General features: G+C 73.5%; 15 protein-coding genes and 1 pseudogene. 14 read left to right on the forward strand and 2 right to left on the reverse strand.

The window, feature by feature from the left end; all coding sequences use genetic code 11:
• The first annotated feature begins 71 nt into the window (after positions 1–71).
• From gatB to ACIRRH_RS06045, 10 genes are all read left to right on the forward strand, one after another.
• Positions 72–1583 (forward strand): Asp-tRNA(Asn)/Glu-tRNA(Gln) amidotransferase subunit GatB, encoded by a 1512-nt coding sequence (gatB, locus tag ACIRRH_RS06000; protein ID WP_403062358.1) that lies wholly within the window; start codon positions 72–74, stop codon positions 1581–1583.
• Positions 1584–1887: 304 nt separating this feature from the next.
• Positions 1888–2046 (forward strand): hypothetical protein, encoded by a 159-nt coding sequence (locus ACIRRH_RS06005; protein ID WP_224280447.1) that lies wholly within the window; start codon positions 1888–1890, stop codon positions 2044–2046.
• Between the two features lie 152 nt (positions 2047–2198).
• Positions 2199–5246 (forward strand): AAA family ATPase, encoded by a 3048-nt coding sequence (locus tag ACIRRH_RS06010; RefSeq protein ID WP_403062361.1) that lies wholly within the window; start codon positions 2199–2201, stop codon positions 5244–5246.
• Positions 5247–5742: 496 nt separating this feature from the next.
• Positions 5743–8691 carry a putative bifunctional diguanylate cyclase/phosphodiesterase gene (locus ACIRRH_RS06015; RefSeq protein WP_403062448.1) on the forward strand — a complete coding sequence of 983 codons (2949 nt, stop codon included), beginning with the start codon at positions 5743–5745 and terminating at the stop codon, positions 8689–8691.
• Positions 8692–9022: 331 nt separating this feature from the next.
• Positions 9023–10876, forward strand: a complete 1854-nt coding sequence (locus ACIRRH_RS06020; RefSeq protein WP_403062364.1) for an acetolactate synthase large subunit — start codon at positions 9023–9025, stop codon at positions 10874–10876.
• Positions 10877–10958: 82 nt separating this feature from the next.
• Positions 10959–11483 (forward strand): acetolactate synthase small subunit, encoded by a 525-nt coding sequence (gene ilvN, locus ACIRRH_RS06025; RefSeq protein WP_049657946.1) that lies wholly within the window; start codon positions 10959–10961, stop codon positions 11481–11483.
• A gap of 115 nt (positions 11484–11598) precedes the next feature.
• Entirely contained in the window at positions 11599–12597 is a 999-nt protein-coding gene (gene ilvC, locus ACIRRH_RS06030) for a ketol-acid reductoisomerase (protein WP_403062367.1), read from the forward strand.
• Positions 12598–12844: 247 nt separating this feature from the next.
• Entirely contained in the window at positions 12845–14425 is a 1581-nt protein-coding gene (gene serA / locus ACIRRH_RS06035) for a phosphoglycerate dehydrogenase (RefSeq protein WP_403062370.1), read from the forward strand.
• Between the two features lie 334 nt (positions 14426–14759).
• Positions 14760–14921: a hypothetical protein gene (locus tag ACIRRH_RS06040; RefSeq protein ID WP_224282454.1), complete on the forward strand. Its 162-nt coding sequence runs from the start codon at positions 14760–14762 to the stop codon at positions 14919–14921.
• Between the two features lie 261 nt (positions 14922–15182).
• The gene (locus ACIRRH_RS06045) at positions 15183–18551 is read left to right on the forward strand and encodes a S8 family serine peptidase (RefSeq protein WP_403062373.1); all 3369 of its coding nucleotides are present in this window, start codon (positions 15183–15185) and stop codon (positions 18549–18551) included.
• Between the two features lie 48 nt (positions 18552–18599).
• Here the strand turns inward: ACIRRH_RS06045 and ACIRRH_RS06050 are convergent, their stop codons facing one another.
• A complete protein-coding gene (locus tag ACIRRH_RS06050; protein ID WP_403062376.1) occupies positions 18600–21143 on the reverse strand; it encodes a YfhO family protein in 2544 nt (847 codons plus the stop codon).
• A 133-nt stretch (positions 21144–21276) separates the two neighbouring features.
• Between ACIRRH_RS06050 and ACIRRH_RS06055 the strand changes: the two genes are divergently transcribed.
• The 4 genes from ACIRRH_RS06055 (at position 21277) to cimA (ending at position 26291) form a co-directional block, all read left to right on the forward strand.
• Positions 21277–21843 carry a Uma2 family endonuclease gene (locus ACIRRH_RS06055; protein WP_403062378.1) on the forward strand — a complete coding sequence of 189 codons (567 nt, stop codon included), beginning with the start codon at positions 21277–21279 and terminating at the stop codon, positions 21841–21843.
• Between the two features lie 58 nt (positions 21844–21901).
• Positions 21902–22939: a 3-isopropylmalate dehydrogenase gene (locus tag ACIRRH_RS06060; RefSeq protein ID WP_403062381.1), complete on the forward strand. Its 1038-nt coding sequence runs from the start codon at positions 21902–21904 to the stop codon at positions 22937–22939.
• A gap of 247 nt (positions 22940–23186) precedes the next feature.
• Positions 23187–24299 carry a branched-chain amino acid aminotransferase gene (locus ACIRRH_RS06065; RefSeq protein WP_403062384.1) on the forward strand — a complete coding sequence of 371 codons (1113 nt, stop codon included), beginning with the start codon at positions 23187–23189 and terminating at the stop codon, positions 24297–24299.
• A gap of 381 nt (positions 24300–24680) precedes the next feature.
• Positions 24681–26291, forward strand: a complete 1611-nt coding sequence (gene cimA / locus ACIRRH_RS06070; protein ID WP_403062387.1) for a citramalate synthase — start codon at positions 24681–24683, stop codon at positions 26289–26291.
• 67 nt (positions 26292–26358) lie between these two features.
• On the opposite strand, the pseudogene ACIRRH_RS06075 reads toward cimA, so the two are convergent.
• Positions 26359–26469 (reverse strand): annotated as a pseudogene (locus tag ACIRRH_RS06075) (ATP-binding protein); the annotation flags it as partial.

The raw sequence follows: 26469 nt of genomic DNA on the forward strand, positions 1-26469 counted from the left end.
GCCCCGGCCCGGCCCCGCGCCACGCGGCGGCCGGGCCCGTACCTCCCAAGCTTCAAGTGAGAAGGGACGCTGTGAGCGTCATGAACCTGGTCTCCTACGAGGACGCTCTCGCGTCGTACGACCCGGTGATGGGCCTTGAGGTCCACGTCGAGCTCGGTACCAAGACCAAGATGTTCTGCGGTTGCTCGACCGAGCTGGGCGCCGAGCCGAACAGCCAGACCTGCCCCACCTGCCTGGGCCTGCCGGGTTCGCTGCCGGTGGTCAACGCGATCGGCGTCGAGTCGGCCGTCAAGATCGGCCTGGCGCTGAACTGCGAGATCGCCGAGTGGTGCCGGTTCGCGCGGAAGAACTACTTCTACCCGGACATGCCCAAGAACTTCCAGACCTCGCAGTACGACGAGCCGATCGCCTTCAACGGCTACCTCGACGTGCAGCTGGAGGACGGCTCGACCTTCCGCGTGGAGATCGAGCGCGCCCACATGGAGGAGGACACCGGCAAGTCCAGCCACGTCGGCGGGGCCACCGGCCGCATCCACGGCGCCACCCACTCGCTGCTCGACTACAACCGGGCCGGCATCCCGCTGATCGAGATCGTCACCAAGCCGATCGTCGGCGCCGGCGAGCGCGCCCCCGAGGTCGCCAAGGCGTACGTCGCCGAGCTGCGCGAGGTGATCCGCTCGCTCGACGTCTCCGAGGCCCGGATGGACAAGGGCCAGATGCGCTGCGACGTCAACCTGTCGCTGCGCCCGAACGGCACCGAGACCTTCGGCACCCGCTCGGAGACCAAGAACGTCAACTCGCTGCGCAGCGTGGAGCGGGCCGCCCGGTTCGAGATCCAGCGGCACGCCACCGTGCTGACCGACGGCGGCACCATCATCCAGGAGACCCGCCACTTCCACGAGGACAACGGCACCACCACCTCGGGCCGGATCAAGGACAACGCCGAGGACTACCGCTACTTCCCCGAGCCGGACCTGGTGCCGGTGGCCCCCTCCCGCGAGTGGGTCGAGGAGCTGCGCGCCGCCCTGCCCGAGCTGCCGCGGGTGCGCCGCGCCCGGCTCCAGGCCGAGTGGGGCCTGTCCGACAAGGACATGCAGTCCGTCCTCAACGCCGGTGCGGTGGAGCTGATCCAGGAGACCATCGCGGCCGGTGCCCCGGCCGACCAGGCCCGCAAGTGGTGGCTGGGCGAGCTGGCCCGCCGCGCCAACGAGACCGGCACCGAGCTGAGCGAGCAGCCGATCACCCCGGCGCAGGTCGCCCGGGTCGCCGCGCTGGTCGCCGAGGGCAAGCTGAACGACAAGCTGGCCCGCCAGGTCATCGAGGGCGTGCTGGCCGGTGAGGGCGAGCCGGACGAGATCGTCGAGAAGCGCGGCCTGGCCGTGGTCTCGGACGACTCCGCGCTGGGCGCCGCCGTCGACCAGGCCATCGCCGAGAACGAGGCGATCGCCGCCAAGATCCGCGACGGCAAGGTCCAGGCCGTGGGCGCGCTGGTCGGTGCGGTCATGAAGGCCACCCGCGGCCAGGCCGACGCGGCCCGCGTCAAGGACCTGATCCTGGAGCGGCTCGCCGCGGAAGGACAGTGAGCGCAGCCCGGAGAAGCTGGGGGTGTCCGCCTGAGGCACCGCTGAGGCGCTGCCTAGGCTGTCAACCCTGTCTTCCTAAGGCATCTAAGGCATCTAAGGCCCTCTAAGTAAGGCCTAAGGCCCGGTCTCACCTCTGTAATGAGGTGCGGCCGGGCCTTAAACCTTTTCCGGCGCCCGATCTGCGCCCGATCTAAGGCATCCGGGCCCCGGAAGATGCGGCAGGCTCCCGATGCGGCACCCCCCACTGGCAGAGGAAGCTCTTACTCGTCAGCGAAACGCAGCGAGACCCGCAGGGGGAACCGAAATGATCGAGTACCAGACCTTCCAGCAAGAGGCCCACGAGCTCGTGGCCCGCGCCGAGCACGAGCGCCTGGTGCGCGAGGCCAAGCAGGCGCGCCGCCTGCGGCAGCGCCCGGTGGCCGCCCGCTTCCAGCGGCGCCCCGTGCGTCGGCCCGAATGCTGACGGTGCGGCACCAGGACGGTGCCGAAGGAGCTCCGGAGGGGGAGACGCTGCGAGTGAGCGTCTCCCCCTCCGGGCGTTCGGGCACGGAACCCCGTTCGCGCTGGGAGATAACCCCTCGGCCGGTCCCCACCGGCTATGGCATGCTCGCCTCCATGCAGCAGACATCGGTCAGCCCCGTCTTCGTCGGCCGCGGCAGCGAGATCACCGAGCTGACCGACGCGCTGCGCCGCGCGGGCACCGGCAGCCCGCAGGCCGTCCTGATCGGCGGCGAGGCGGGGGTCGGCAAGACCCGGCTGCTGGAGGAGTTCCTGGAGCGCGCCGCCGCCCAGGGGGCGGTCACCTCGCTCGGCAGCTGTCTGGAGGTCGGCGCCGAGGGCCTGCCGTACGCGCCGCTGGCCGCCGCGCTGCGACGACTGCACCGCTCGCTGGGCGCCGAACTGGAGGCCGCCGCGGCCGGCAGCGAAGGCCATCTCGCCCGGTTGCTCTCCGAGTTCGGCGAGGTGGACGGCGAACCCAACGACGAGTACAGCCGGGCCCGGCTGTTCGAGCACACCGCGAGGCTGTTCGAACGGCTCGGCGCGGAGCGTACCCTCGTCCTCGCCATCGAGGACCTGCACTGGTCCGACCGCTCCACCCGCGAGCTGCTCGCCTTCCTGGTGCGCACCCTGCACCGCTCCCGGGTGCTGCTGGTCGCCACCTACCGCACCGACGACCTGCACCGCCGGCACCCGCTGCGCCCCTTCCTGGCCGAACTCGAACGGCTGCGCACCGTGCAGCGCCTGGAGCTGGCGCGGTTCGACCGCCGCGAGGTGGCCGCCCAGCTGGCCGGCATCCTCGGCACCACCGCCCCCGACCGCCAGCTGGTGGACCGCATCCACCGCCGCTCGGAGGGGAACCCGTTCTTCGTCGAGGAGCTGGCCACCGCCTTCGAGGACGGCTTCGGCGCCGGGCTGACCGACTCGCTGCGGGACATCCTGCTGGTGCGGGTCGAGGGCCTGGACGAGGAGGCCCAGCGGGTGGTGCGGATCGCCGCCGAGGGCGGCTCGCACGTCGAACACGCCCTGCTGGCCGCCGTCCTGGACGACGACGAGGAGGCGCTGATCGAGGCGCTGCGGGCGGCCGTCGGCGCCAACATCCTGCGCCCGGACAGCGAGGGCGAGGGCTACCGGTTCCGCCACGCGCTGGTCCGCGAGGCGGTCTCGGACGACCTGCTGCCGGGCGAACGGCACCGGATCAACCGCAGGTTCGCGCTCGCCGTGGAGGCCCAGCCGCAGCTGGTCCCCGGCGACGCACTGCCCGCCCGGCTGGCCAACTACTGGTACCACGCGCACGATCCGGCCCGCGCCCTGCCGACCGCCCTGGACGCCGCCCGCGCGGCCCGCCGCCGCAACGCCTTCGCCGAGCAACTCGGCATGCTGGAACGGGCCCTGGAGCTGTGGGACCTGGTCTCCGAGGAGGTGCTGGCCCACACCCTGCGCCCGTACGACTGGGCCGAGACCTACCCGCCCGGCTCCTGTGACCACAGTGCCGCGGACGAGGACTGCGACCGGATCCAGCTGATCGACGTGCTGGCCGAGGCGGTGGTCGCGGCCCGGCGCTGCGGCGACCGCGAGCGTGGCCTGAGCCTGGCCAAGCGCGGGCTGCGGCTGGTCGACGAGACGGAGCACCCGGTGCGCGCGGCCTGGTTCCGGATCAACCGGGCCCGGATGCTGGGCAGCCTGCGCCGCTCCGGCGACGAGGAGGAGATCGCGCACGCGCTGCGGCTGGTGGAGCACCTGCCGCCGTCCGCCGTCCAGGCCGAGGTGCTGGCGCTCGGCGCCGGGACGGCGATGCTCAAGAAGCCCACCGCCGAGGCGATCGACCTGGCCGAGCGGGCGATCCGGATCGCCCAGGAGGTGGGCGCGCACTCGGTCGAGGTGCACGCCCGGATGACCCTCGGCGGCCTGCGCTACGACGTACAGGGCGACGCCGAGGGCGGGCTGGCCGAGCTCGCCGGGGCGGTCGAGCGGGCCCGCCGGCTGGGCGTGCCCGACCTGCTGCTGCGCGGCATCAACAACCTGGCCAGCATGCAGCGCGGGCTGGGGCGGCCCGAGGACGCGGTCCGGCTGGCCCGGGAGGGCCTGGAGTTCGCGGACGGCAACGGCCTGCTGCGCAACATCGGCACCATCCTGACCGGCAACCTGGTCGAGGCGCTGACCGACCTCGGGCGGGTCCGGGAGGCCGCCGAGGTGCTCGCCGCCTGCGAGCTGACCAGTCTGAGCGGCACCCACGCCGAGTTCCTGGACCGGATGCGCGGCGAACTCGCCCTGCTCAAGGGGGACCTGCCCGCCGCGGCGACCATGCTGGCGCAGGCCCGCTCGGCCAACCGGGTCGGCCAGGTCCAGCACAGCGTGCCGATCAGCCGCCTGGCGGTGCGGCTCGCGGCACTCGGCGGCCGGCCGCTGGAGGCCCGGGCCGAACTGCTCGCGGCGCTGGCGGACGACGGCCGGCTCGGCCACGAGTCCGACGTCTACCCGCTGCTGGCCGAGGGCGCCGCGGTGGAGGCGGACAGCCGGGGCCTGCCGCAGGCCGAGGCGGGCCGGCCCGGGGCGCTGGCCGCGATCGCCGCGGCCGCCGCCGAGCTGCGGCCCCGGGCGCCGCTGCACCACGGCTGGGCCCGGCTGCTGGAGGCCGAACTGGCCCGCGCCGAGGGCGCCGACACCCCGGACCGGTGGGCTGCCGCGGTCGAGGCGCTGCGGCCCACCGGGCTGCCGTACCCGCTGGCGCTCGCCCTGTTGCGGGCCGGCGAGGCCGAGGTGCAGGCCGGGCGGCGCGAGGCCGGCGCCGAACTGCTGCGCGAGGCGGCCGAACTGGCGGCCGTCCGGGACGACAGGGTGCTCGGCGGGCAGATCGCCGCGCTGGCCGAGCGGGCCGGGCTGAGCCTCGCCCGGGCCGAGCGGACGGCCGCCGCGACGGTGCCGGCCCCGGCCGCCGGGGACTCCTTCAACCTCACCCCCCGTGAGCGGGACGTGCTCCGACTGCTCGCGCGCGGCTGGACCAACCGGCAGATCGCCGAGGAGCTGTACATCTCCCCGAAGACCGCGAGCGTGCACGTCTCCAACATCCTCGGCAAGCTCGCGGTCGGCGGCCGGGGCGAGGCGGCCGCGCTGGCGCACCGGCTGCGGCTGTTCCCGGACGACCTGGCCGCCTCGGGCCACTGAACAGGGCTCCACCACGGCCCCGGACCGGCTTCGGCCGGCCCGGGGCCGCTGTTCGTCCGTCCTGGCACCGGTGTTCGGGCGCCGCCGCGTGCTCCCGTGCGCGCCGCGTGAGCCCCCGCCCGCGCGCCGCCACCAACCGGGCCGATCCATAGGAATCAGGGGCATTTCCCCACCCTTCCGCCATTACTCTAAGTTGAGTGTGCGTGTCATTGAGTGACGGAATTGGTGTAGGGTCCATTTTGGGAGCATCGGTACGGTGCGGCGGCCGGCAGGCCGCCCACCCCCTGGGCCGCCGCCCTGACGGGGCGCCAGGCCACCGCGTACGTCCGAGAGGTGCGCGGCCGGTGGTCCGTGGCCGGGGCGCGAGGCCCCGGGCCGGAGGGGGAGAGGCCGAGTGAGCTCCACCGAAACGGTGCTGCCCGGAACCGGACGGCCGGGCACGCCGCACACCGACACGTCCGCCGCCGACGTGCCCGCACCCGCCCGTCGCAGCCCGCTGCGCCGGCTCCGGGACAGCCGCGCGCTGCCCGGGTTCGTCCTGGGCGGGCTCTGCCTGGCCTACGCCATGGGCGCTGCCGCCGGCTGGGGATCGCGCCAACTGTCAGCCTTCATGGGCGACTTCGGGCTGGCCGCGGCGGCCCTGGCGGCCGCGCTGTCCTGCCTGGTGTACGGCTGTACGGTCGGCGGGCACGCCCGTCCGGCCTGGCTGCTGTTCGGCCTCTCCTCGCTCATGGTCGCCTTCGGCAACGGCACCTGGGGCTGGTACGAGCTGGTCGTGCGCACCCCGCTGCCCCGGGACTCGCTCGCCGAGTACGCCTTCCTGCTGTTCGCCCCGCTCGCCATCACCGGCGTCCTGGTGCTGGCCCAGCACCCGCGCACGGCGGCCGGCTGGCTCTGCCTGATGCTCGACGGCTGGCTGATCGCCGGCTCGCTGTTCACCCTCAGCTGGAGCCTGGCACTCGGCCGGATCGCGGCCGGCGAGGACGGCTCACCCCTGCGCCTGGCCCTCAACCTGGCCTACCCGGTGCTGGACATCCTGCTGGTCAGCCTGGTGGTCGGGCTGCGCTTCGGCGGTCGCGACGGCAACCGGGCGGCGGTGCACACCGCGATGCTGGCGCTCGCCGTCACCGTCACCTGCGACGCCCTGTTCACCTCCCCGGAGCTGCACAACACCTACCACTCGGGCGAACTGCTGGACGCCGGCTGGTTCTCCGGCAGTCTGCTGCTGGCCTGGGCGCCGTGGTCGCCGCGCTGGCGCCGTCCGCTGCGCGAGCACCCCTCGGCCGGCGGCCTGCCGCACCGCCGGGTGGCCACCACCTTCAGCGCGCTGACCCCGTACGCGGCCGCCGCGGTCTGCACCGCCGGAATCCTCTACAACGCCCTCGGCGGGCGGGAGTTGGACCGCGTGGTGGCCGCGGCGGCCTGCACCGTCGGGCTGGCGCTGATCCTCAGGCAGGGCGTGATGCTCCTCGACAACCTGTCGCTGGCCCAGGAACTCGCCCACAAGGAGGCGCACTTCCGCTCCCTGGTGCAGGGCTCCAGCGACGTCATCATGATCGCCGGCGCCAACGGTGTGCTCTCCTACGTCTCCCCGGCCGCGCTCGGCGTCTACGGGCGGGACCCGGAGGAACTGGTCGGCGGCAACCTGCTGGACCTGGTCCACCCCGAGGACGTCGGCCGGGTGCTCTCCGAGGTCCGCCGCTACCTCGCCCGGGCCCGGCTCGCCACCCACCGCAGCCCCGGCACCGCCGAGCCCTCCGCCCGGGTCGAGTGCCGGATCAGCTCCGGCGCCGGCGAGTGGCTGCACGTCGAGTCCACCGTCAGCAGACACCGCGACGGCCTGCTGCTCAACAGCCGGGACGTCACCGAACGCGTCATGCTCCAGGCCCAGTTGCAGCACAACGCCTTCCACGACCCGCTCACCGACCTGCCCAACCGGGCGTTGTTCACCCAGCGACTGCGGGCCGCCCTCGGCTCCCGTGGCCAACAGGGCGAGACGGGCGCCGGGATCGCGGTGCTCTTCCTCGACCTGGACGGCTTCAAAGCGGTCAACGACACCGCCGGGCACCAGGTCGGCGACGAACTGCTGGTGCAGGCCGCCCGCCGGCTCCAGAGCGCCGTCCGCTGCGGGGACACCGTCGCCCGGTTCGGCGGCGACGAGTTCGCCGCGCTGGTCTGCGGCCCGCTCGGCCGCCTCCAGGTCCAGGAGCTGGCCGAGCGGCTGCGCCTCGCGCTCTCCGAGCCGTACTGGATCGGCGGCGCCGAACTCGGCGTCGCCGCCAGCATCGGCATCGCCTTCGGCAGCCCCGAACGAGGCCCGGCGGCCGACCCCAGGTTCGCCGCCGACGAGCTGATGCGCAACGCCGACCTCGCGATGTACCGGGCCAAGTCCGAGGGCAAGGGCCGGGTGGTGCTCTACACCCCCGCGATGCGGGCCGACCTGGAGCGCCGCACCGAGCTGGAGGAACGGCTGCGGCTGGCCGTCCGGGAAGGCGGCTTCACGCTGCTCCACCAGCCCGTGGTGGACCTCGGCAGCGGTGCGGTGACCAGTGTCGAGGCGCAGGCCCGCTGGCGCTCGGTGGGCGGCCTGCTGCTCACCCCGGCCGAGTTCCTGCGCTCGACCGAGCACGGCGACGCGGCCACCCGGTTCTCCCGCTGGCTGGTCCTGGAGGCGGTCAGCGCGGCCGTCGAGCGGCGCGGCCTGCCGGGCGGCCGCGGCGCGCCGGAGCCCGTCCCGGTGGCCGTCCGGCTCTCCGTGGAGCGGCTCTGCTCGCCCGGCCTGTACGAGACGGTGGCCGCGGCGCTGCGTGACAGCGGACTGCCGGCCGACGAGCTGGTGATCGAGGTGGCCCGGATGGGCCCGGACTCGCTCGCCGACGAACTCGGCCGCAGGCTCTCCGCGCTGCGCGGGCTCGGCGTCTCCACCTGGCTGGCCGGGTACGGCGCCGGCGGCGGCTCGCTCGGCGCCCTCGCCCGGCTGCCGCTGGACGGGCTCAAGCTGGACCGCACGCTCGTCCAGGAGCTCGGCGAGTCCCCGCTCAGCCGCACCCTCGCCGGGCACGCGCTGCGGCTCGGCCGCGACCTCGGGATGGCCACCGCCGCCGAGGGGGTGGACCTGCCCCGGCAGGTCTCCGCGCTGCAGGAGCTGGGCTGCGGGCAGGCCCAGGGCTCGGCCTTCGCCCCGCCGCTGGACGAGCCCCGGCTGCGCCGGGCGCTGGCCCACCGGGGCTACCCGCTGCCCATGCAGGCGGGCCCGCTCCCGGCCCGCCGCCCGTACCCTCCCGCCACTGGCGACACCCGGACGAGTGGCCGGACGAGTGGCCGGACGGACGCCACGCCGGGACGTGGCGCACATCACGAAGGCGGCTCTGACCTGCCCGAACGCCGTGCCGTTACTGGTCCGTCGGGTGGTCCGCATGGCGAGACGGTCGTCCCACCTGCTTGACATGCCGCCCCGCACGGGAGGAAGGTCGTTGCCATGCGCACCCGAATTCTCGTACTTGGCGGGCGCGTCGGCTGAGTGGGCTCGTACGCCCTGCTCATGACAGACCGACGCGCCACCCCTCGCATGCCCTTGGGCACGAGGGGTTTTTTGTTGCACTGACGCTGTTCCACCTCTGCAAGACCCCTGGCCCCGACCGCCCGAGCAAGTCCGACTTGTCGGATCAAGCAGGACGATTGAGGCAGAGCCGGCGCTCGGCCCGGACCGGGACCCCACCCTCGCAGCACCGGGGCCCGCATCACCGGGTCGGCAAAACCCGAGAAGAGACAGGCAGATGACTGAGCACGCCGCATCCCCCCGCCGCGGGGACAACCCGGCCGCCAACGCTCCCGCTCCCCAGCACGTCGTCGAGACCATGACCGGCGCCCAGTCGCTCATCCGCTCGCTGGAGGCCGTGGGCGCGGACACCGTCTTCGGCATTCCGGGCGGGGCCATCCTTCCCGCGTACGACCCGCTGATGGACTCCGTCAAGGTGCGCCACATCCTGGTCCGGCACGAGCAGGGCGCCGGTCACGCCGCCACCGGCTACGCCCAGGCCACCGGCCGGGTCGGGGTCTGCATGGCGACCTCCGGTCCGGGCGCGACCAACCTGGTCACCCCGATCGCCGACGCCTACATGGACTCGGTGCCGGTCGTCGCGATCACCGGTCAGGTCTCCTCGAAGGCGATCGGCACCGACGCCTTCCAGGAGGCGGACATCTGCGGCATCACGATGCCGATCACCAAGCACAACTACCTGGTCACCGACCCGGCCGAGATCCCGCGGGTGATCGCCGAGGCCTTCCACATCGCCGCCACCGGCCGCCCCGGCCCGGTCCTGGTCGACATCGCCAAGGACGCGCTCCAGGCGACCACCACCTTCCGCTGGCCGGTCGAGACCGCGCTGCCCGGCTACCGGCCGGTGACCAAGCCGCACGCCAAGCAGATCCGCGAGGCCGCGAAGATGCTGGTCGGCGCCAAGCGCCCGGTGCTGTACGTCGGCGGCGGCGTGCTCAAGGCGCAGGCCACCGCCGAGCTGCGGATCCTCGCCGAGCTGACCGGCGCGCCGGTGGTCACCACCCTGATGGCGCTCGGCGCCTTCCCGGACAGCCACCCGCAGCACCTGGGCATGCCCGGCATGCACGGTTCCGTCCCGGCCGTCACCGCGCTCCAGAAGTCCGACCTGCTGTTCACCATCGGCGCTCGCTTCGACGACCGCGTCACCGGCAAGCTGGACGGCTTCGCCCCCAACGCCAAGGTCGTCCACGCCGACATCGACCCGGCCGAGATCGGCAAGAACCGCCCGGCGGACGTGCCGATCGTCGGCGACGCCCGCGAGGTGCTCGCCGACCTGATCGTCGCCGTCCAGGCCGAGTTCGACGCCGGCCACAAGGGCGACTACACCGAGTGGTGGGAGCGGCTCGACGAGTGGAAGAAGACCTACCCGCTCGGCTACGAGCCGGCCCCGAACGGGCAGCTCTCGCCGCAGCAGGTCATCGAGCGGATCGGCCGGCTGGTCGGCCCCGAGGCGATCTACGCCGCGGGCGTGGGCCAGCACCAGATGTGGAGCTCGCAGTTCATCCGGTTCGAGAAGCCGGGCACCTGGCTCAACTCGGGCGGCGCCGGGACGATGGGCTACGCCGTCCCCGCGGCGATGGGCGCCAAGGCCGGCCGCCCGGAGAGCGCGGTCTGGGCCATCGACGGCGACGGCTGCTTCCAGATGACCAACCAGGAGCTGGTCACCTGCGCCCTGAACGACATCCCGATCAAGGTCGCGGTCATCAACAACGGCTCGCTGGGCATGGTCCGGCAGTGGCAGACGCTGTTCTACAACCAGCGCTACTCCAACACGGTGCTGCACTCCGGCCCCGGCCACGACGGCGTCGAGCCGCCGGCCCAGGGCACCCGGATCCCCGACTTCGTCCTGCTGGCCGAGGCGATGGGCTGCGTGGGCCTGCGCTGCGAGCGCCCCGAGGACCTCGACGCGGTCATCAAGCAGGCGATGGAGATCAACGACCGCCCGGTGGTCATCGACTTCATCGTCCACCAGGACGCCATGGTCTGGCCGATGGTCGCGGCCGGCACCAGCAACGACGAGATCCAGTTCGCCAGGGGCGTGCGCCCCGACTTCGGCGACGATCTCGACTGACCGCCCCCGCCCACCCGTCGCCCACCACCACCCTTCTTGGGACCGGCTACGCCGGGCCCCTCTTGTGCGACTGAGGAACTCCATGTCCAAGCACACCCTCTCCGTCCTGGTCGAGAACAAGCCCGGCGTGCTCGCCCGCATCGCCGCGCTGTTCTCCCGTCGGGGCTTCAACATCGACTCCCTCGCCGTCGGCTCGACCGAGCATCCGGACGTGTCCCGGATGACGATCGTGGTCAACGTCGAGGACCTCCCGCTGGAACAGGTCACCAAGCAGCTCAACAAGCTCGTGAACGTGATAAAGATCGTCGAACTCGACCAGTCCGCTGCGATCCAGCGGGAACTGGTCCTGGTGAAGGTCCGCGCCGACAACGAGACCCGGTCGCAGATCGTCGAGATCGTCCAGCTGTTCCGTGCCAAGACCGTCGACGTGTCGCCCGAAGCGGTGACCATCGAGGCCACTGGCAGTTCGGACAAGCTGGAGGCCATGCTCCGGATGCTGGAGCCTTACGGCATCAAGGAGTTGGTCCAGTCCGGCCTGGTCGCCATCGGCCGCGGCGCGCGCTCCATCACGGACCGCTCGCTGCGCGCCCTGGACCGCAGCGCGTAAACAGCGCGAGACCGCGACCGTCTCAAACCTCGAAGCAACGACCCACACCCAAGCCGGTACGAATTACGGTAAGTGCCGCGTACCCGGCAACCATCACGCAAGGAGATGTGCCCCCGTGGCCGAGCTGTTCTACGAAGACGACGCCGACCTGTCCATCATCCAGGGCCGCAAGGTCGCGGTCATCGGCTACGGCAGCCAGGGCCACGCCCACGCGCTGTCGCTGCGCGACTCCGGCGCCGACGTCCGGGTCGGCCTGAAGCCGGAGTCCGCGTCCCGCGCCAAGGCGGAGGAGGCCGGCCTGCGCGTCGTCACCCCGGCCGAGGCCGCGGCCGAGGCCGACGTCATCATGATCCTGGTCCCGGACCCGATCCAGGCCGACGTCTACGCGGCCGACATCGCCCCGCACCTGAAGGCCGGCGACGCCCTGTTCTTCGGCCACGGCCTGAACATCCGCTACGGCTTCATCAAGCCCCCGGCGGACGTCGACGTCTGCATGGTCGCCCCGAAGGGCCCGGGCCACCTGGTCCGCCGCCAGTACGAGGAGGGCCGCGGCGTCCCCGCGATCGTCGCGGTCGAGCAGGACGCCTCGGGCAACGCCTTCGCGCTGGCGCTGTCGTACGCCAAGGGCCTGGGCGCCACCAAGGCCGGCGTCATCAAGACCACCTTCACCGAGGAGACCGAGACCGACCTGTTCGGCGAGCAGGCCGTCCTGTGCGGTGGCACCGCCGCCCTGGTGAAGGCCGGTTTCGAGACCCTGGTCGAGGCCGGCTACCAGCCGGAGATCGCCTACTTCGAGTGCCTGCACGAGCTGAAGCTCATCGTCGACCTGATGTACGAGGGCGGCCTGGAGAAGATGCGCTGGTCGGTCTCCGAGACCGCCGAGTGGGGCGACTACGTCACCGGCCCGCGGATCATCACCGACGCCACCAAGGCCGAGATGAAGAAGGTCCTCGCCGAGATCCAGGACGGCACCTTCGCCAACACCTGGATCGCCGAGTACAAGGCCGGTCTGCCCAAGTACAACGAGTACAAGAAGGCCGACGAGAACCACCTGCTGGAGACCACCGGCAAGAAGCTGCGCTCGCTGATGAGCTGGGTCAACGAGAAGGCCTGACCTCCCCCCGGGCCGTTTCCGGCTCCGAAACCGCCAGCGTCCGATTTTGTACGGCGCTTGTACAAGTAGGCTGCTCCCGTCCGAGTGATTTCGCCGGACGGGAGCAGCCCGCAACCCGGCCCGTCGATACACTCCGAGTGCGCGTCAGGCCCACAGCGTCGTGCGTCTACCTACGCGGCATGCCACCTTCCCCGCCCTCCACGCCACTCACGTGCCCGGGGAACCGGACAGTTAAGGACCCACTGTCGTGAGCAAATCCGTAGTTCTGATCGCCGAAGAGCTTTCGCCCGCCACCGTCGACGCCCTCGGCCCCGACTTCGAGATCCGCCACTGCAACGGCGCCGACCGCACCGAGCTGCTCACCGCGATCGCCGACGTCGACGCGATCCTGATCCGCTCCGCCACCAAGGTCGACGCCGAGGCGCTGGCCGCCGCCCGTCGGCTCAAGGTGGTCGCCCGGGCCGGCGTCGGCCTGGACAACGTGGACGTCTCCGCCGCCACCAAGGCCGGCGTGATGGTCGTCAACGCGCCGACCTCCAACATCGTCACCGCCGCCGAGCTCGCCTGCGGTCTGCTGATCTCCGTCGCCCGCAACATCGCCCCGGCCAACGCCGCGCTCAAGCAGGGCGAGTGGAAGCGCAACAAGTACACCGGCGTCGAGCTGAGCGAGAAGATCCTCGGCGTGGTCGGCCTCGGCCGGATCGGCGTCCTGGTCGCCCAGCGGATGTCCGCGTTCGGGATGAAGATCGTCGCGTACGACCCCTACATCCAGGCCGCCCGCGCCGCGCAGATGGGCGTCAAGCTGGTCACCCTGGAGGAGCTGCTGGAGGTCTCGGACTTCATCACCGTCCACCTCCCCAAGACCCCGGAGACCATCGGCCTGATCGGCGACGAGGCGCTGCACAAGGTCAAGCCGACCGTGCGCATCGTGAACGCCGCCCGCGGCGGCATCGTGGACGAGGAGGCGCTCGCCGGCGCCCTGCGCGAGGGCCGGGTGGCCGGCGCCGGCCTCGACGTCTACGCCAAGGAGCCGTGCACCGACTCCCCGCTGTTCGCCTTCGACAACGTGGTCGCCACCCCGCACCTGGGCGCCTCCACCGACGAGGCGCAGGAGAAGGCCGGCATCGCGGTCGCCAGGTCGGTGCGCCTCGCGCTGGCCGGCGAGCTGGTGCCGGACGCGGTGAACGTCCAGGGCGGCGTGATCGCCGAGGACGTCCGCCCGGGCCTGCCGCTGGCCGAGAAGCTCGGCCGGATCTTCACTGCGCTGGCCGGCGAGGTGGCCGTTCGCCTCGACGTCGAGGTCCGCGGCGAGATCACCCAGCACGACGTGAAGGTGCTCGAACTGTCCGCGCTGAAGGGCGTGTTCGAGGACGTGGTGGCGGAGACGGTGTCCTACGTCAACGCCCCGCTGTTCGCCCAGGAGCGCGGCGTCGAGGTCCGCCTGACCACCTCCAGCGAGAGCCCCGAGCACCGCAACGTGATCACCGTCCGCGGCACGCTCGGGAACGGCGAGGAGATCGCCATCTCCGGCACGCTGGCCGGCCCCAAGCAGACCCAGAAGATCGTCGGCGTGGACGCCTTCGACGTGGACGTGGCGCTCACCGACCACATGGCCTTCTTCAAGTACGAGGACCGCCCCGGCGTGGTCGGCGTGCTCGGCCGCCACCTCGGCGACGCGGGCATCAACATCGCCGGCATGCAGGTCGCCCGCGACGGCGGCAGCGCGCTGGCCTCCATCACGGTGGACACCGAGATCCCGCAGGAGGTGCTGTCGGCCATCGCCGCCGAGATCGGCGCCCGCTTCGCGCGCTCGGTCGACCTGGGCTGATCCTCCCGGCTCGTACAGGGCCCGGACCGCCGTTCGAACGGTGGTCCGGGCCCTGCTGCGTTCTGCCGGGTGACACCCGTCTCAGATACTAGGAAATCCAAGTATTCGTGCAGACACGGCCGGGGCGTGGCCGTACGGTGGAAGCGCCGTACGGTGTGCCGCCCCTGTAGCCAGGGCGCGCGGCCCGTGTACGCGTGCGCCTTCACGAGCAGGCGATCCCTGCTCCGCGCATACCCTCCCGCCCGTCGTGCCGCCGCCCTTCCCGGGGCGTGCTGCGCGCGGCACCTCCTCCCTCCCGCGCTGTTCGCGCAGCGCCGCTTCCAAGGAGCCCGGTATGTCGCCGACCGCCGACCGCCACGCCACTTCCGCCCCCGCCGCCACCCCCGTGCGCGCCCCGCGCCGCCGCCGGGCCGCCGAGCGGAACCCCTTCGCCTCCGCCGCCCTGCAGCGCTCGCTGGACCGCCGGGACAACGGCGGCGTGACCGGCCATCACTGAGAGGCCGGCGCTGAGCGGGCATCGCCGGACAGCGGGCCTCCGGGCCGGGCTGCCGGTGGCGTTCATCCGCCGAATGGGCCGTACGGGTTGGCGGGACGTCACCCAGTAGAGTGCAACCTCGTTCCGTCCGAGGGAAGTTGCTCGTCCCCGTCGGCGCGATCATCCTAATTTGGGGCCCTCGGAGGGGTGATCGACGTTCGCGTGGGCGGACGTCAGCGACACGGAGTGCGGATCAGTCCCCCTGCCGGGGGAGAGGGCCCAGTGCGTCTGCCACCCGTCCGCCGACCCGCCGCCCGGATCGGCCTCACCCTGGTCCTGCTGGCCGCAAGCGCCGTCCTCGCCGCCACCCCGGCGGCGGGCGGCCCGCCGACCGCGGGACCTCCACCGGCGGGGCCACCCGCCGCCGGACCGCCGGGGCCGGGCCGAACGGCCTCCGTCCTGCTCGAACTCACCACCGAGGCGGCCGGCTCCGCCTGGTGGCGCGCCGCCGACGGGGCCCGGCGGGCCCGGCGCTCCCCGGAGGCCGTCCGCCGGGAGGCCGCGCAGGCCGGGGCGGCCCAGCGGGCCCGGGCCGGGGACGCGCTCGACCGGCTCGCGGGTGCCGTCCACCGGACGGCACCCGCCGCCCGCGAGCTCTACCGCACCCGCACCGTGCTCGCCGGCCTCGCGGTCAGCGCGCCCGCCGACCGGCTGCCCGCGCTGCGGGCGCTGCCGGGCGTCCGGGCCGTCCACCCGATCGTCGCCAAGCGGCGCGACAACACCCACTCCGTCCCGCTGACCGGCGCCCCGCAGGTCTGGGCCGGCGACCCGGCGGCCGGCACCGGCCGGGGCATGCGGATCGGGATCATCGACAGCGGCATCGACTACACCCACGCCGACTTCGGCGGCCCCGGCACCGAGGAGGCGTTCCGCTCGGTCGAGCGCGGCAAGCCGGCGCCGCCCGCGCTGTTCCCGAACGCCAAGGTGGTCGGCGGCAAGGACCTGGTCGGCGACGACTACGACCCCGACCCTGCCTCCCCGCACCACCAGCCGGTGCCGCACCCCGGCGACAACCCGATCGACTGCGTGCGCAACGGGCACGGCACCCACGTGGCCGGCACCGCGGCCGGGTACGGCGTCACCGCCGACGGCCGCCCGTACACCGGTCCGTACGGGCCCGGGCTCGACCCGGCCGGCTTCCGGATCGGCCCCGGAACCGCCCTGGACGCGCAGCTGTACGCGATCCGGGTGTTCGGCTGCGACGGTTCCACCGACCGGGTCACCGAGGCGCTCGACCTGGCCGCCGACCCGAACGGGGACGGCGACCTGAGCGACCGGCTGGACGTCGTCAACCTCTCGCTCGGCAGCCACTTCGGCAGCACCGACGACACCGACGCCCTGGCCGTCGACCGGCTCGCCGCGCTGGGCACCGTCGTCGTCGCGGCGGCGGGCAACGACGGCGACGTGTACGGCATCGGCGGCAGCCCCGGCACCGCCGCCCGGGCGATCACCGTCGCCGCCTCAGTGCACGGGCACGCCGACGTGGACGGCATCACCGTGCTCGCCCCCGCCGCGCAGGCCGGGGTCGTCCCGGCGCACTGGAGCGAGCGCTACCAGGGCTGGTCGACGGCCGACGTCAGCGGCGAACTCGCCCTGCCCGCCGACCAGTCGGACGGCTGCACCGACTTCAGCGAGGCCGACAGGCAGCGGCTGAAGGGGCGGATCGTGCTGCTCGCCTGGCGCACCCGGGACGCCGACCGGGCCTGCAACTCCGGGCCGCGCGCCGACCACGCCGCCGACGCGGGCGCGATCGGGGCGCTGTACGCCGCCGACTCCGACCACCTCGCCGAGATCTCCGGCGACGACCGCATCCCGGCCGCGCTGCTGGCGCACGCCGACGGCGAGCGGCTGCGTCAGGCCGCGGCGGCCGGGCCGGTGCAGGTCCGGCTCGCCGCGCCCGGCAACACGCTGCACGGCTCCGTTGCGCAGGACCAGCCGGCCCGGGTCGACACCCTGACCGACTTCACCTCGCGCGGCATCGGCGTGCCGGGCGTGGTCAAGCCCGACCTGGCGGCCCCCGGCGAGAGCATCTGGTCCTCGCTGGTCGGCAGCGGCACCGGCGGTCAACGCGAGAGCGGCACCTCGATGGCCACCCCGCACGTGGCCGGGCTCGCCGCGCTGGTCCGCGCCGCACACCCGGACTGGCCGGTCGAGCAGGTCAAGGCCGCGCTGATGAACACCACCGTGGACACCTTCCTCGGCGACGACCGCAGCGGGCCGGTCTACGGGCCCGAGCGCACCGGGGCCGGGCGGGTCCGGGTGGACCGGGCGGTCCGCACCCCCGCCGTCGCCTACGCGGCGGGGGAGGGCGCCGTGGAGGGCGGCGTCGGGGTCTCCTTCGGGCCGGTCGAGGTCGCCGGGCCGACGGAGGCGACCCGCGAGATCGAGGTGCGCAACACCTCGGACGCACCGCTGGCCTACCGCACCTCGTACGCGGCGGCCACCGAAGTCCCGGGCGCCTCGTACCAGGTGACGCCGGCCCGGGTGGACGTCCCGGCGGGCGGTACCGCGCGGGTGCGGGTGACGCTGTCCGTGCCCGGGGAGCTGGGGCGTGCGCCCGACCCGACCATCGCCACCGTGCAGGGCGACCGGGCCCGCAGCTACCGGGGCGAGCTCTCCGGCCGGGTGCTGCTCACACCGGTCGGGGACGCTCGGCTGCCGCAGCTGCGGGTCCCGGTGCTGGCCGCCCCGCAGCCGACCGGCGACCTCACGGCGACGGCCGCGATCCGCACCGCCCGGGACGGCACCCTGGTCACCCTCGGCGGCCGGGCCGCGCCCGGCGAACAACCCGGGCTGGTCAGTGCCTTCGCACTCGGCGGCGTGGGGGTCCGCTGGCCCGACTGCCCGCCCGGCGGCAGCGGTGCGACGGTCGCGCCGGGTGCGGGCATCCGGCCCGAGGGCGCACGGGAGGAGGCCGACCCGGCGCAGGAGGTCTGCGTCGAGCATCCCGGCGAGCGGTCCGCCGGCCTGCGCGCGGCCGGTGCCGCCGTCGACTCCGAACTGCTGTACGTGGGGGCGCAGTTGTGGGCGCCCGCGGCCACCCCGGTGGGGCTGTACGGGGTGCGGGTGGCGCTGGACACCGACGGCGACGGCAGCACCGACGTCATCCTCAAGGCCGACCGGCTGCGCGGCGGCGACGTCCTGGTCTCCCGCGCCCTGGACGCCCGCACCGGCGCCGAACTGGACGTCCAGCCGCTCAACGCCCACTGGGGCGACACCGACACCGGGCTGCTGGACAGCGACGTCCTGGTGCTGCCCGTGCGGCTGAGCGCCCTGCCCGGCGTCGCGCCCGGGCACAGCACCGTCCGCTACGGCGTCTGGACCGGCTACGCCGGGGGCGGTACGCCGGACGCGGCCGAGGCCCTCTCCGCCATCGGGCTGAGCGGCACCAGCCCGTCCGTCCCGCTGGACGTCCTGCACCCGGCGCTCACCGTACGGGCCGGCCTCACCGGGCCCGCCGCGGTGTCGGCCCCGGCGGGCCCGGGCACCGTCCTGGACGTGCACCGGGCGCAGGGCGACACCTCGCGGCTCCTGCTGCTGTACCACCGCAACCGGGCCGACCGGCGGGCCCAGGTGCTCGACCTGCCGTGACCACCGGGCAGCGGGGCGGCCCACCGGGAGACCGGTGGGCCGCCCCCGTCACGTTCCGGCGGTCTGCGCCACGCGGCGGCGGTCGAGGCGCGGGACGGGGGCGGGGCGGCGGGAGAGCCGGGCGAAGACGGCCACCAGGACGAGGACGGCGGCGGTGGCGGAGGTGACGGCGAGGCCCTCGGTGAGGCCGGGCGGGCGGAAGGCACAGTCGATGCGGGACGCGCCGTCGCCCAGGGGGACGCCGATCATGCCGAGCACGGAGGTGGGGGCGGTGCGGCGGCCGCCGTCCACCGCGCAGGTCCAGCCCTCGGTGGCGGGGACGGAGAGCAGCGCGGTGCCGGTGGAACCCGCCGGGAGGGCCGCGGTGAGGGTGTGCCCGCCGGCCTCCACCCGGGTGGCGCCGGTCGCGGTGAGACGGGCGACGGCGGCCTCCAGGGCGCCGGCCCGCAGACAGCCGATCGGGCGGGCGGGGACCTGGCTCACCACGTCCGACCGCAGTGTCACCCGCACCACCCCGTCCGCCGGGACGGTCCCCAGCCGGTGGATCGGCACGGCGGTGGTGGGCTGCTCGCCGTCGCTGCGGTACCGGGTGCCGAGGCCGCTGACCGTGCCCCGGTACCAGACCCCGTGGAAGTAGGCCGTCCCGCCCGGGGTGCAGGCGGCGGTGAACACGGTGCCCTCCTCTCCGCTCGGCACCGACCAGCCGCTGGTGCCGTGCAGGGTGGGCGTCGGCCCGCCCGCCGGGACGGGCAGCGGGGCGTCGTACACCTGGCTGCCGAGCAGCGACTCCTGCCGGGACCAGACCGAGGAGGTCTCCGGCCGGGCGCCCGGGGGCAGCACGGTGACCAGCGGCGGTGCGGCCGCCCGGACGGGGGTGAGGGCGCGCGGCGACGCGCCGGGCTCGGCGCCGTCGGGGTGAGCGCCATCGGGGTGGGTGTCGTCGAGGTGGGTGCGGATGCCGAACAGCGCCTGTCCGACCGGGTCGGTGACGCTCGCGGTCTGCCGTCCACCGGCCGTCCAGCCCGCACCGAGGTCGTGCAGCAGCAGGGCGGTGACGGTCGGCAGGTAGCTGCTGTAGTAGCCGCCGCCCTGGCCGTTCAGCAGCAGCGGGTCGTTGGGGGTGAAGGCGTGCGGGCCGGGGTCGCTGCGGCCCTGCGGCCAGTCCGCGGCCGCGCGCAGCGCCGCGTGCCCGGCCCGGACGGCCGCCGGGGAGACGCGGTCGGAGGGGGCCGCGCCGAGCGCCGCGTACCCGGACCAGACCGCGTTGCCCAGCACCGCGCCGCCGATCACCCAGGTGGCGAGGGTGTTCGCCCGGCGGTCGGGGTGCCGGCGGTCCAGCAGCCACAGCGCGGCCGACAGGACGGCCACGCCGGCGCCCAGCAGCACCCAGGTGGCGGGGCGCACCGCGTGCCGGCCCGCCGCCAGGCCGGCGATCACCGCCACCACGGCGGCGCCGCCCAGCATGGTGAGCCGGTCCGGGCGGTGCGCCAGCGAGACCCAGCCGGCCAGCACCAGCAGCCCGCTGAGCACGAAGGCCACCCGGTACGGCCCGCCGACCGGGATCGCCAGGCCGTGCCAGACCAGCACGGTCGGGGTCCACACGAAGCCGACCGCCACCACCGCCAGCGCCGCGCACCAGAAGGCGCGCTCCCGCAGCCGCACCCGCCGGTTGAACGGCAGCCCGCACACCACCAGCAGCCCGAAGACGCCGATCGCCACGTCCGGCAGCTGCTGCCCGCCGGGAGTGGCGGGCAGCAGCCGGGCGAGGTGGGCGCCGACCCCGGACGGGCCGAGCGGCTCGACCGGGGACTCCGGCTGGGCCCGGCGGGCGGCCAGGACCGCGACGAACAGCACGGGGGAGGCGAGCAGCACCCCGGCGGTGGCCGTGGTGACGGCCCGGCCGATGGCCCGGACCCGGCGGCGGAACGGGCGCGGGGCGGCGAACAGCCGGACGGCGAACAGGAGTCCGGCCGCCAGGGTGGCCGGCGCGGCGGTGTACAGGTTGCCCGCCCAGGCGAGCGCGACGCACAGCGCGCCGGCCACCCAGTGCCGCTCGCGCAGGCACCAGTCGGCGGCCAGGCCGAGCAGGGGCAGCGAGACCAGGCCCCAGAGCCACATCGGGGCGGCCCCGCCGACGTCCAGCACCCAGGCGCACAGCCCGTACCCGACGGCGGCGAGCGCCCGCAGCCGGCGCGGGCCGGGGTGCAGACGGCCGAGCAGCCGGGTCATCAGGGCGGTGCCGAGGCCGATGGTGGCCAGGGTGACCAGCAGGACGGCGAGCCGGCCCTGGTCGCGGGGGAGGAGCGCGGTGGGCCAGGAGAACGGATTCATCAGGTAGGCGAAGAAGTCCGCCAGGAACGGGGCGCCGTAGCCGCTGTTCCAGTTGACCAGCAGGTCTCCGGCGGCCTGCCCGTGCAGCAGGTCCCACAGGTGCGCGTGGTACGGGACGGCGACCGCCTCCGCACCGGCCGGCCACTGCCCGCGCGCCGCCGTCGCCAGCCCGTACCCGCCCATCGCCAGCCCCGCCGCACCCCCGCAGACCAGCACCTCCCGCCGCCGCTCGCCCATCCGCACCCCGTTCCACCAGACCACTGCCGAACCCCGCCACCCTAAGCACGCCCCCGGCGCACCTCGCGCCACCCGCGCTCCCTCGAAGGAGTGGCGCCCCAGGAAGCTTTGCCGAGTAGCCTGAGAGGGCCGTCAGGATGCCCGTATGGGAGGAACCATGAGCATCGCGCCGTACCCCGACTGGATTCGGCCTCCTGCTGGTGGCTACACCGCAGAGGATCTTGACCGGCTGCCTGATCTCCCGCCGCACACCGAGCTGCTCGACGGGAGCCTGATCTTCGTGAGTCCGCAGACCGCGTTTCACATGCGCACCCTCCGTAGGCTGGAACGCGCCCTGGAAGGTGCCGTGCCGGAGGGGTGGGACGTCTGGCGGGAGATGACGGTGCGGTTGGATCGGCGGAACCGTCCGGAGCCGGATCTCCTCGTGGTCGACGAGCGAGGAGTCACCGGCCCGAAGCAGACCTTCTGCGATGCGGAGTATGTGCTGCTGGCGGTCGAGGTCGTCTCCGAGGAGTCCGAGGAGCGTGACCGGGACACCAAGCCTCGAAAGTACGCGGCTGCGGGGATCAGGCATTTCTGGCGGGTGGAGAGCGACGACGACGAAAAACCGGTCGTCTATGTCTATGAACTCGATCCCTCCACGCGCGGCTATGTGGTTGCGGGGATCTATCACAAGCAGCTGAAGGTCGATCAGCCGTTCGAGATCGAGATCGACCTGACCTGACCGTCCGCATGGTGGACGCCAGATGTCAGAACCTGGGACGGCGGAGTAGGGTCCGAGCATGTCTCGCACCATTCGTCTCGCAGTTGTCCCCGGTGACGGCATCGGCCAGGAAGTGGTGGCCGAAGGCCTCAAGGTCCTGGGTGCCGCGCTTCCCGCCGACGTGAAGCTGGAGACCACCGAGTACGACCTCGGGGCCCGGCGCTACCACCGGACCGGCGAGACGCTGCCGGACGACGTGCTGGCGGAGCTGAAGTCGCACGACGCGATCCTGCTGGGCGCCATCGGTGACCCGAGCGTTCCCTCGGGCGTGCTGGAGCGGGGGCTGCTGCTCAAGCTGCGGTTCGCCTTCGACCACCACATCAACCTGCGGCCGGGCCGGCTCTTCCCCGGGGTGCAGTCCCCGCTGGGCGGTCAGCCGGAGATCGACTTCGTGGTCGTCCGCGAGGGAACCGAGGGCCCGTACGTCGGCAACGGCGGCACGCTGCGCACCGGGACGCCGCAGGAGGTGGCCACCGAGGTCAGCCTGAACACCGCGTACGGCATCGAGCGCGTGGTGCGCGACGCCTACCGCCGGGCGCAGGCGCGGCCGCGCAAGAAGCTCACCCTGGTGCACAAGAACAACGTGCTGGTGCACGCCGGGCACCTGTGGACGCGGATCTTCGCCGAGGTCGGCAGGGAGTTCCCCGAGGTCACCACCGACTACCTGCACGTCGACGCGGCGACCATCTTCTTCGTCACCCAGCCCGAGCGGTTCGACGTCATCGTCACCGACAACCTGTTCGGCGACATCCTGACCGACCTGGCCGCCGCCGTCACCGGCGGGATCGGCCTGGCCGCGAGCGGCAACATCAACCCGAGCGGCGAGTTCCCGTCCATGTTCGAGCCGGTGCACGGCTCGGCGCCGGACATCGCCGGCCAGGGCAAGGCCGACCCGACCGCCACCGTGCTGTCGGTCGCGATGCTGCTGGAGCACCTCGGCTTCGCCGCCGAGGCCGCCAAGGTCGAGGCCGCCGTCGCGGCGGACCTCTCCGAGCGCTCCGACGCCCGCAGCACCTCCCAGGTCGGCGACGCGCTCGCCGCCCGAGTATCCGGCTGACGGGCCGGATCCGAGAGCGGAGTTCCGGCTGACGGGCCGGATCCGACAAGGTTTCCGGCCCGGCGGGCCGGACCGCACAACCGCAGCTTGCCGCCCTCGAAAACGGGCGGACAGCTGTTCGGCACGGCCCCCTGGATGCGAGTATCGACAGTGGGTCGTGCCGTTGTGCGTCCGTTTCGGCGACTTTCGCCGAAACGTATCTGCAGCGGTGGCGGCCCGGACCAACCCCACGGTGAAGGAAACAGCCATGAGCACGGCCACCCAGGCGCCCATCACGTTCGACCTCAAGCCCTCCGCCCAGCCCCTGCCCGCGGCGGAGCGCGAGGCCCGGCTGGCCAACCCCGGCTTCGGCCGGGTCTTCACCGACCACATGGTCACCATCCGCTGGACCGAGGGCGTGGGCTGGCACGACGCCCAGCTGGCGCCGTACGCGCCGCTGGAGATCGACCCGGCGAACATGACCCTGCACTACGGCCAGGCGATCTTCGAGGGCCTGAAGGCCTACCGCCAGGCCGACGGCTCCATCGCCACCTTCCGCCCGGAGGCCAACGCCGCCCGCTTCCAGGCCTCGGCCCGCCGCCTGGCCATGCCCGAGCTGCCGGTGGAGACCTTCGTCGAGGCCGTCGAGCTGCTGGTCCGCCAGGAGCAGGACTGGGTGCCGAACGAGCCGGAGCAGAGCCTCTACCTGCGGCCGTTCATGTTCGCCACCGAGGTCGGCCTGGGCGTCCGCCCGGCCAACTCCTACCTCTTCATGATCATCGCCTCGCCGGCCGGCGCCTACTTCCAGGGCGGCATCAAGCCGGTCTCGGTCTGGCTGTCCAAGGAGTACGTCCGGGCCGCCCCCGGCGGCACCGGCGCCGCGAAGTGCGCGGGCAACTACGCGGCCTCGCTGGTCGCCCAGGCCCAGGCCGCCGAGAAGGGCTGCGACCAGGTGGTCTGGCTCGACGCCGCCGAGCACCGGTGGGTCGAAGAGATGGGCGGCATGAACCTGTACTTCGTCTTCGGCGAGGGCAGGGACGCCAAGATCGTCACCCCGGAGCTGTCCGGCGCGCTGCTGCCCGGCATCACCCGTGACTCGCTGCTCCAGCTGGCCACCGACCTCGGCTACGCGGTCGAGGAGCGCCGGATCTCCACCGACGAGTGGCAGCAGGGCAACGCCGACGGCACCCTCACCGAGGTCTTCGCCTGCGGCACCGCCGCCGTCATCACCCCGGTCGGCTCGGTGAAGTCCGCCGCCGCCGACTGGACGGTCGGCGCCGGCGAGCCCGGCCCGGTCACCATGGAGCTGCGCAAGGCGCTGCTGTCGATCCAGGGCGGCCAGACCCCGGACACCCACCACTGGCTGCACAAGATCGCCTGATCGTCGCACCCGGTCCGGCCCCGTCCGGCCCCGTTCGGCCCGGCTCGGCCCGTCCGTCCCGCATCGCGAGACGGACGGGCCGGATGCCGGGCGGCTGTGCCAGACTGCGGGCGTGTCCTCGCTTTCGCTGATTATTGGCAGCAGGCGCGCCGGTCCGCAGTGACCGCTTCCCGCACGACCGATGCGGAGCGACCACGAGCGTCCAGACCCGCGCGCAGACCTCTCGCACCCGCGAGGGGTCTTTTTGTTTCCCCCGGACCGGCCGAGGGCCCTCACAAGGGGCCCGGGGACACCGGGACCGCGCGCGGGATCATGGACAGTGGAGCCGGGACAAGTCCGGCAGAGCAGTACCTACCTCCCCGAAACGGAGAACCAGGGGTCATGACCGAGGTCACCCGTACCGACGACAGTTTCCACGTGTTCGACACCACGCTGCGCGACGGAGCACAGCGGGAGGGCATCAACCTGACGGTGGCGGACAAGCTCGCCATCGCCCGGTACCTGGACGAGTTCGGGGTCGGCTTCATCGAGGGCGGCTGGCCCGGGGCCAACCCGCGCGACACCGAGTTCTTCGCCCGCGCCGCCACCGAGCTGGAGCTGGAGCTGGAGCACGCCCGGCTGGTCGCCTTCGGCGCCACCCGCCGGGCCGGCGGCAAGGCGGCGGAGGACCCGCAGCTGGCCGCACTGGTCGCCTCCGGCGCCCCGGTGATCACCCTGGTGGCCAAGGCGCACGACCGGCACGTGGAGCTCGCGCTGCGCACCACCCTGGACGAGAACCTGGAGATGGTCCGGGACAGCGTCGAGTTCCTGCGCTCCCAGGGCCGGCGGGTGTTCATCGACTGCGAGCACTTCTTCGACGGCTACAAGGCGAACCCCGAGTACGCCGTGTCGGTGGTCCGCACCGCGCACGAGGCCGGCGCGGACGTGGTGGTGCTCTGCGACACCAACGGCGGGATGCTGCCGGCCGGCGTCCGGGAGACCGTCGCCGACGTGCTGGCCAGGACGGGTGCCCGGCTCGGCATCCACGCCCAGGACGACACCGGCTGCGCGGTGGCCAACACCCTGGCCGCGGTGGACGCCGGCGCGACCCACGTGCAGTGCACCGCCAACGGATACGGCGAGCGGGTCGGCAACGCCAACCTGTTCCCGGTGGTCGGCGCGCTGGAGACCAAGTACGACCGCCGGGTGCTGCCCGCGGGCCGGCTGGCCGAGATGACCCGGATCTCGCACGCGATCGCCGAGCTGGTCAACCTGACCCCCTCCACCCACCAGCCGTACGTCGGCTTCTCGGCCTTCGCCCACAAGGCGGGCCTGCACGCCTCCGCGATCAAGGTCGACCCGGACCTGTACCAGCACATCGACCCGGAGCGGGTCGGCAACACCATGCGGATGCTGGTCTCCGACATGGCCGGCCGGGCCTCCGTCGAGCTCAAGGGCAGGGAGCTCGGCTACGACCTCTCCAGCGACCGGGACCTGGCCGGCCGGGTGGTGGCCAAGGTGAAGCAGCAGGAGAACCTCGGCTACACCTACGAGTCCGCCGACGCCTCCTTCGAGCTGCTGTTGCGCGACGAGGTGCGCGGCAGCCGGGACCGCTTCTACACCCTGGAGTCCTGGCGGACCATCAGCGAACAGGGCCCGAAGGGCTTCACGGGCAACGAGGCCACCGTCAAGCTGTGGGCCAAGGGCGAGCGCCGGATCGCCACCGGCGAGGGCAACGGCCCGGTCAACGCGCTGGACCAGGCGCTGCGCACGGCCCTGGAGGGCATCTACCCGCCGCTGGCCACCTTCGAGCTGGTGGACTACAAGGTCCGCATCCTGGAGGGCCAGCACGGCACCGGGTCCAAGACCCGGGTGCTGATCGAGTCCACCGACGGCGCCGCCACCTGGTCGACGGTGGGCGTGGCCGACAACGTGGTCGCCGCCTCCTGGCTGGCGCTGGAGGACGCGTACACCTACGGCCTGATCCGGGCCGGCCTGGAGCCCGCCGAGTAACCCGCCCCCGGAACGCCCGTGGCCCGTCGGACTTCGTGTGAAGTCCGACGGGCCACCTGTGCCTGGGTCACCGCAGTCGAGCCAGCAGGGCGTGTTCGACGAGGGTGATGAGGGCGCTCTTGGCGCTGTCCCGGCGGCGGGCGTCGAGGGTGATGACGGGGGTGTCGGTGCCGAGTTG

Source organism: Kitasatospora sp. NPDC101235 (genome assembly GCF_044767505.1).
In the GTDB taxonomy this organism is placed as follows: Bacteria; Actinomycetota; Actinomycetes; order Streptomycetales; family Streptomycetaceae; genus Kitasatospora.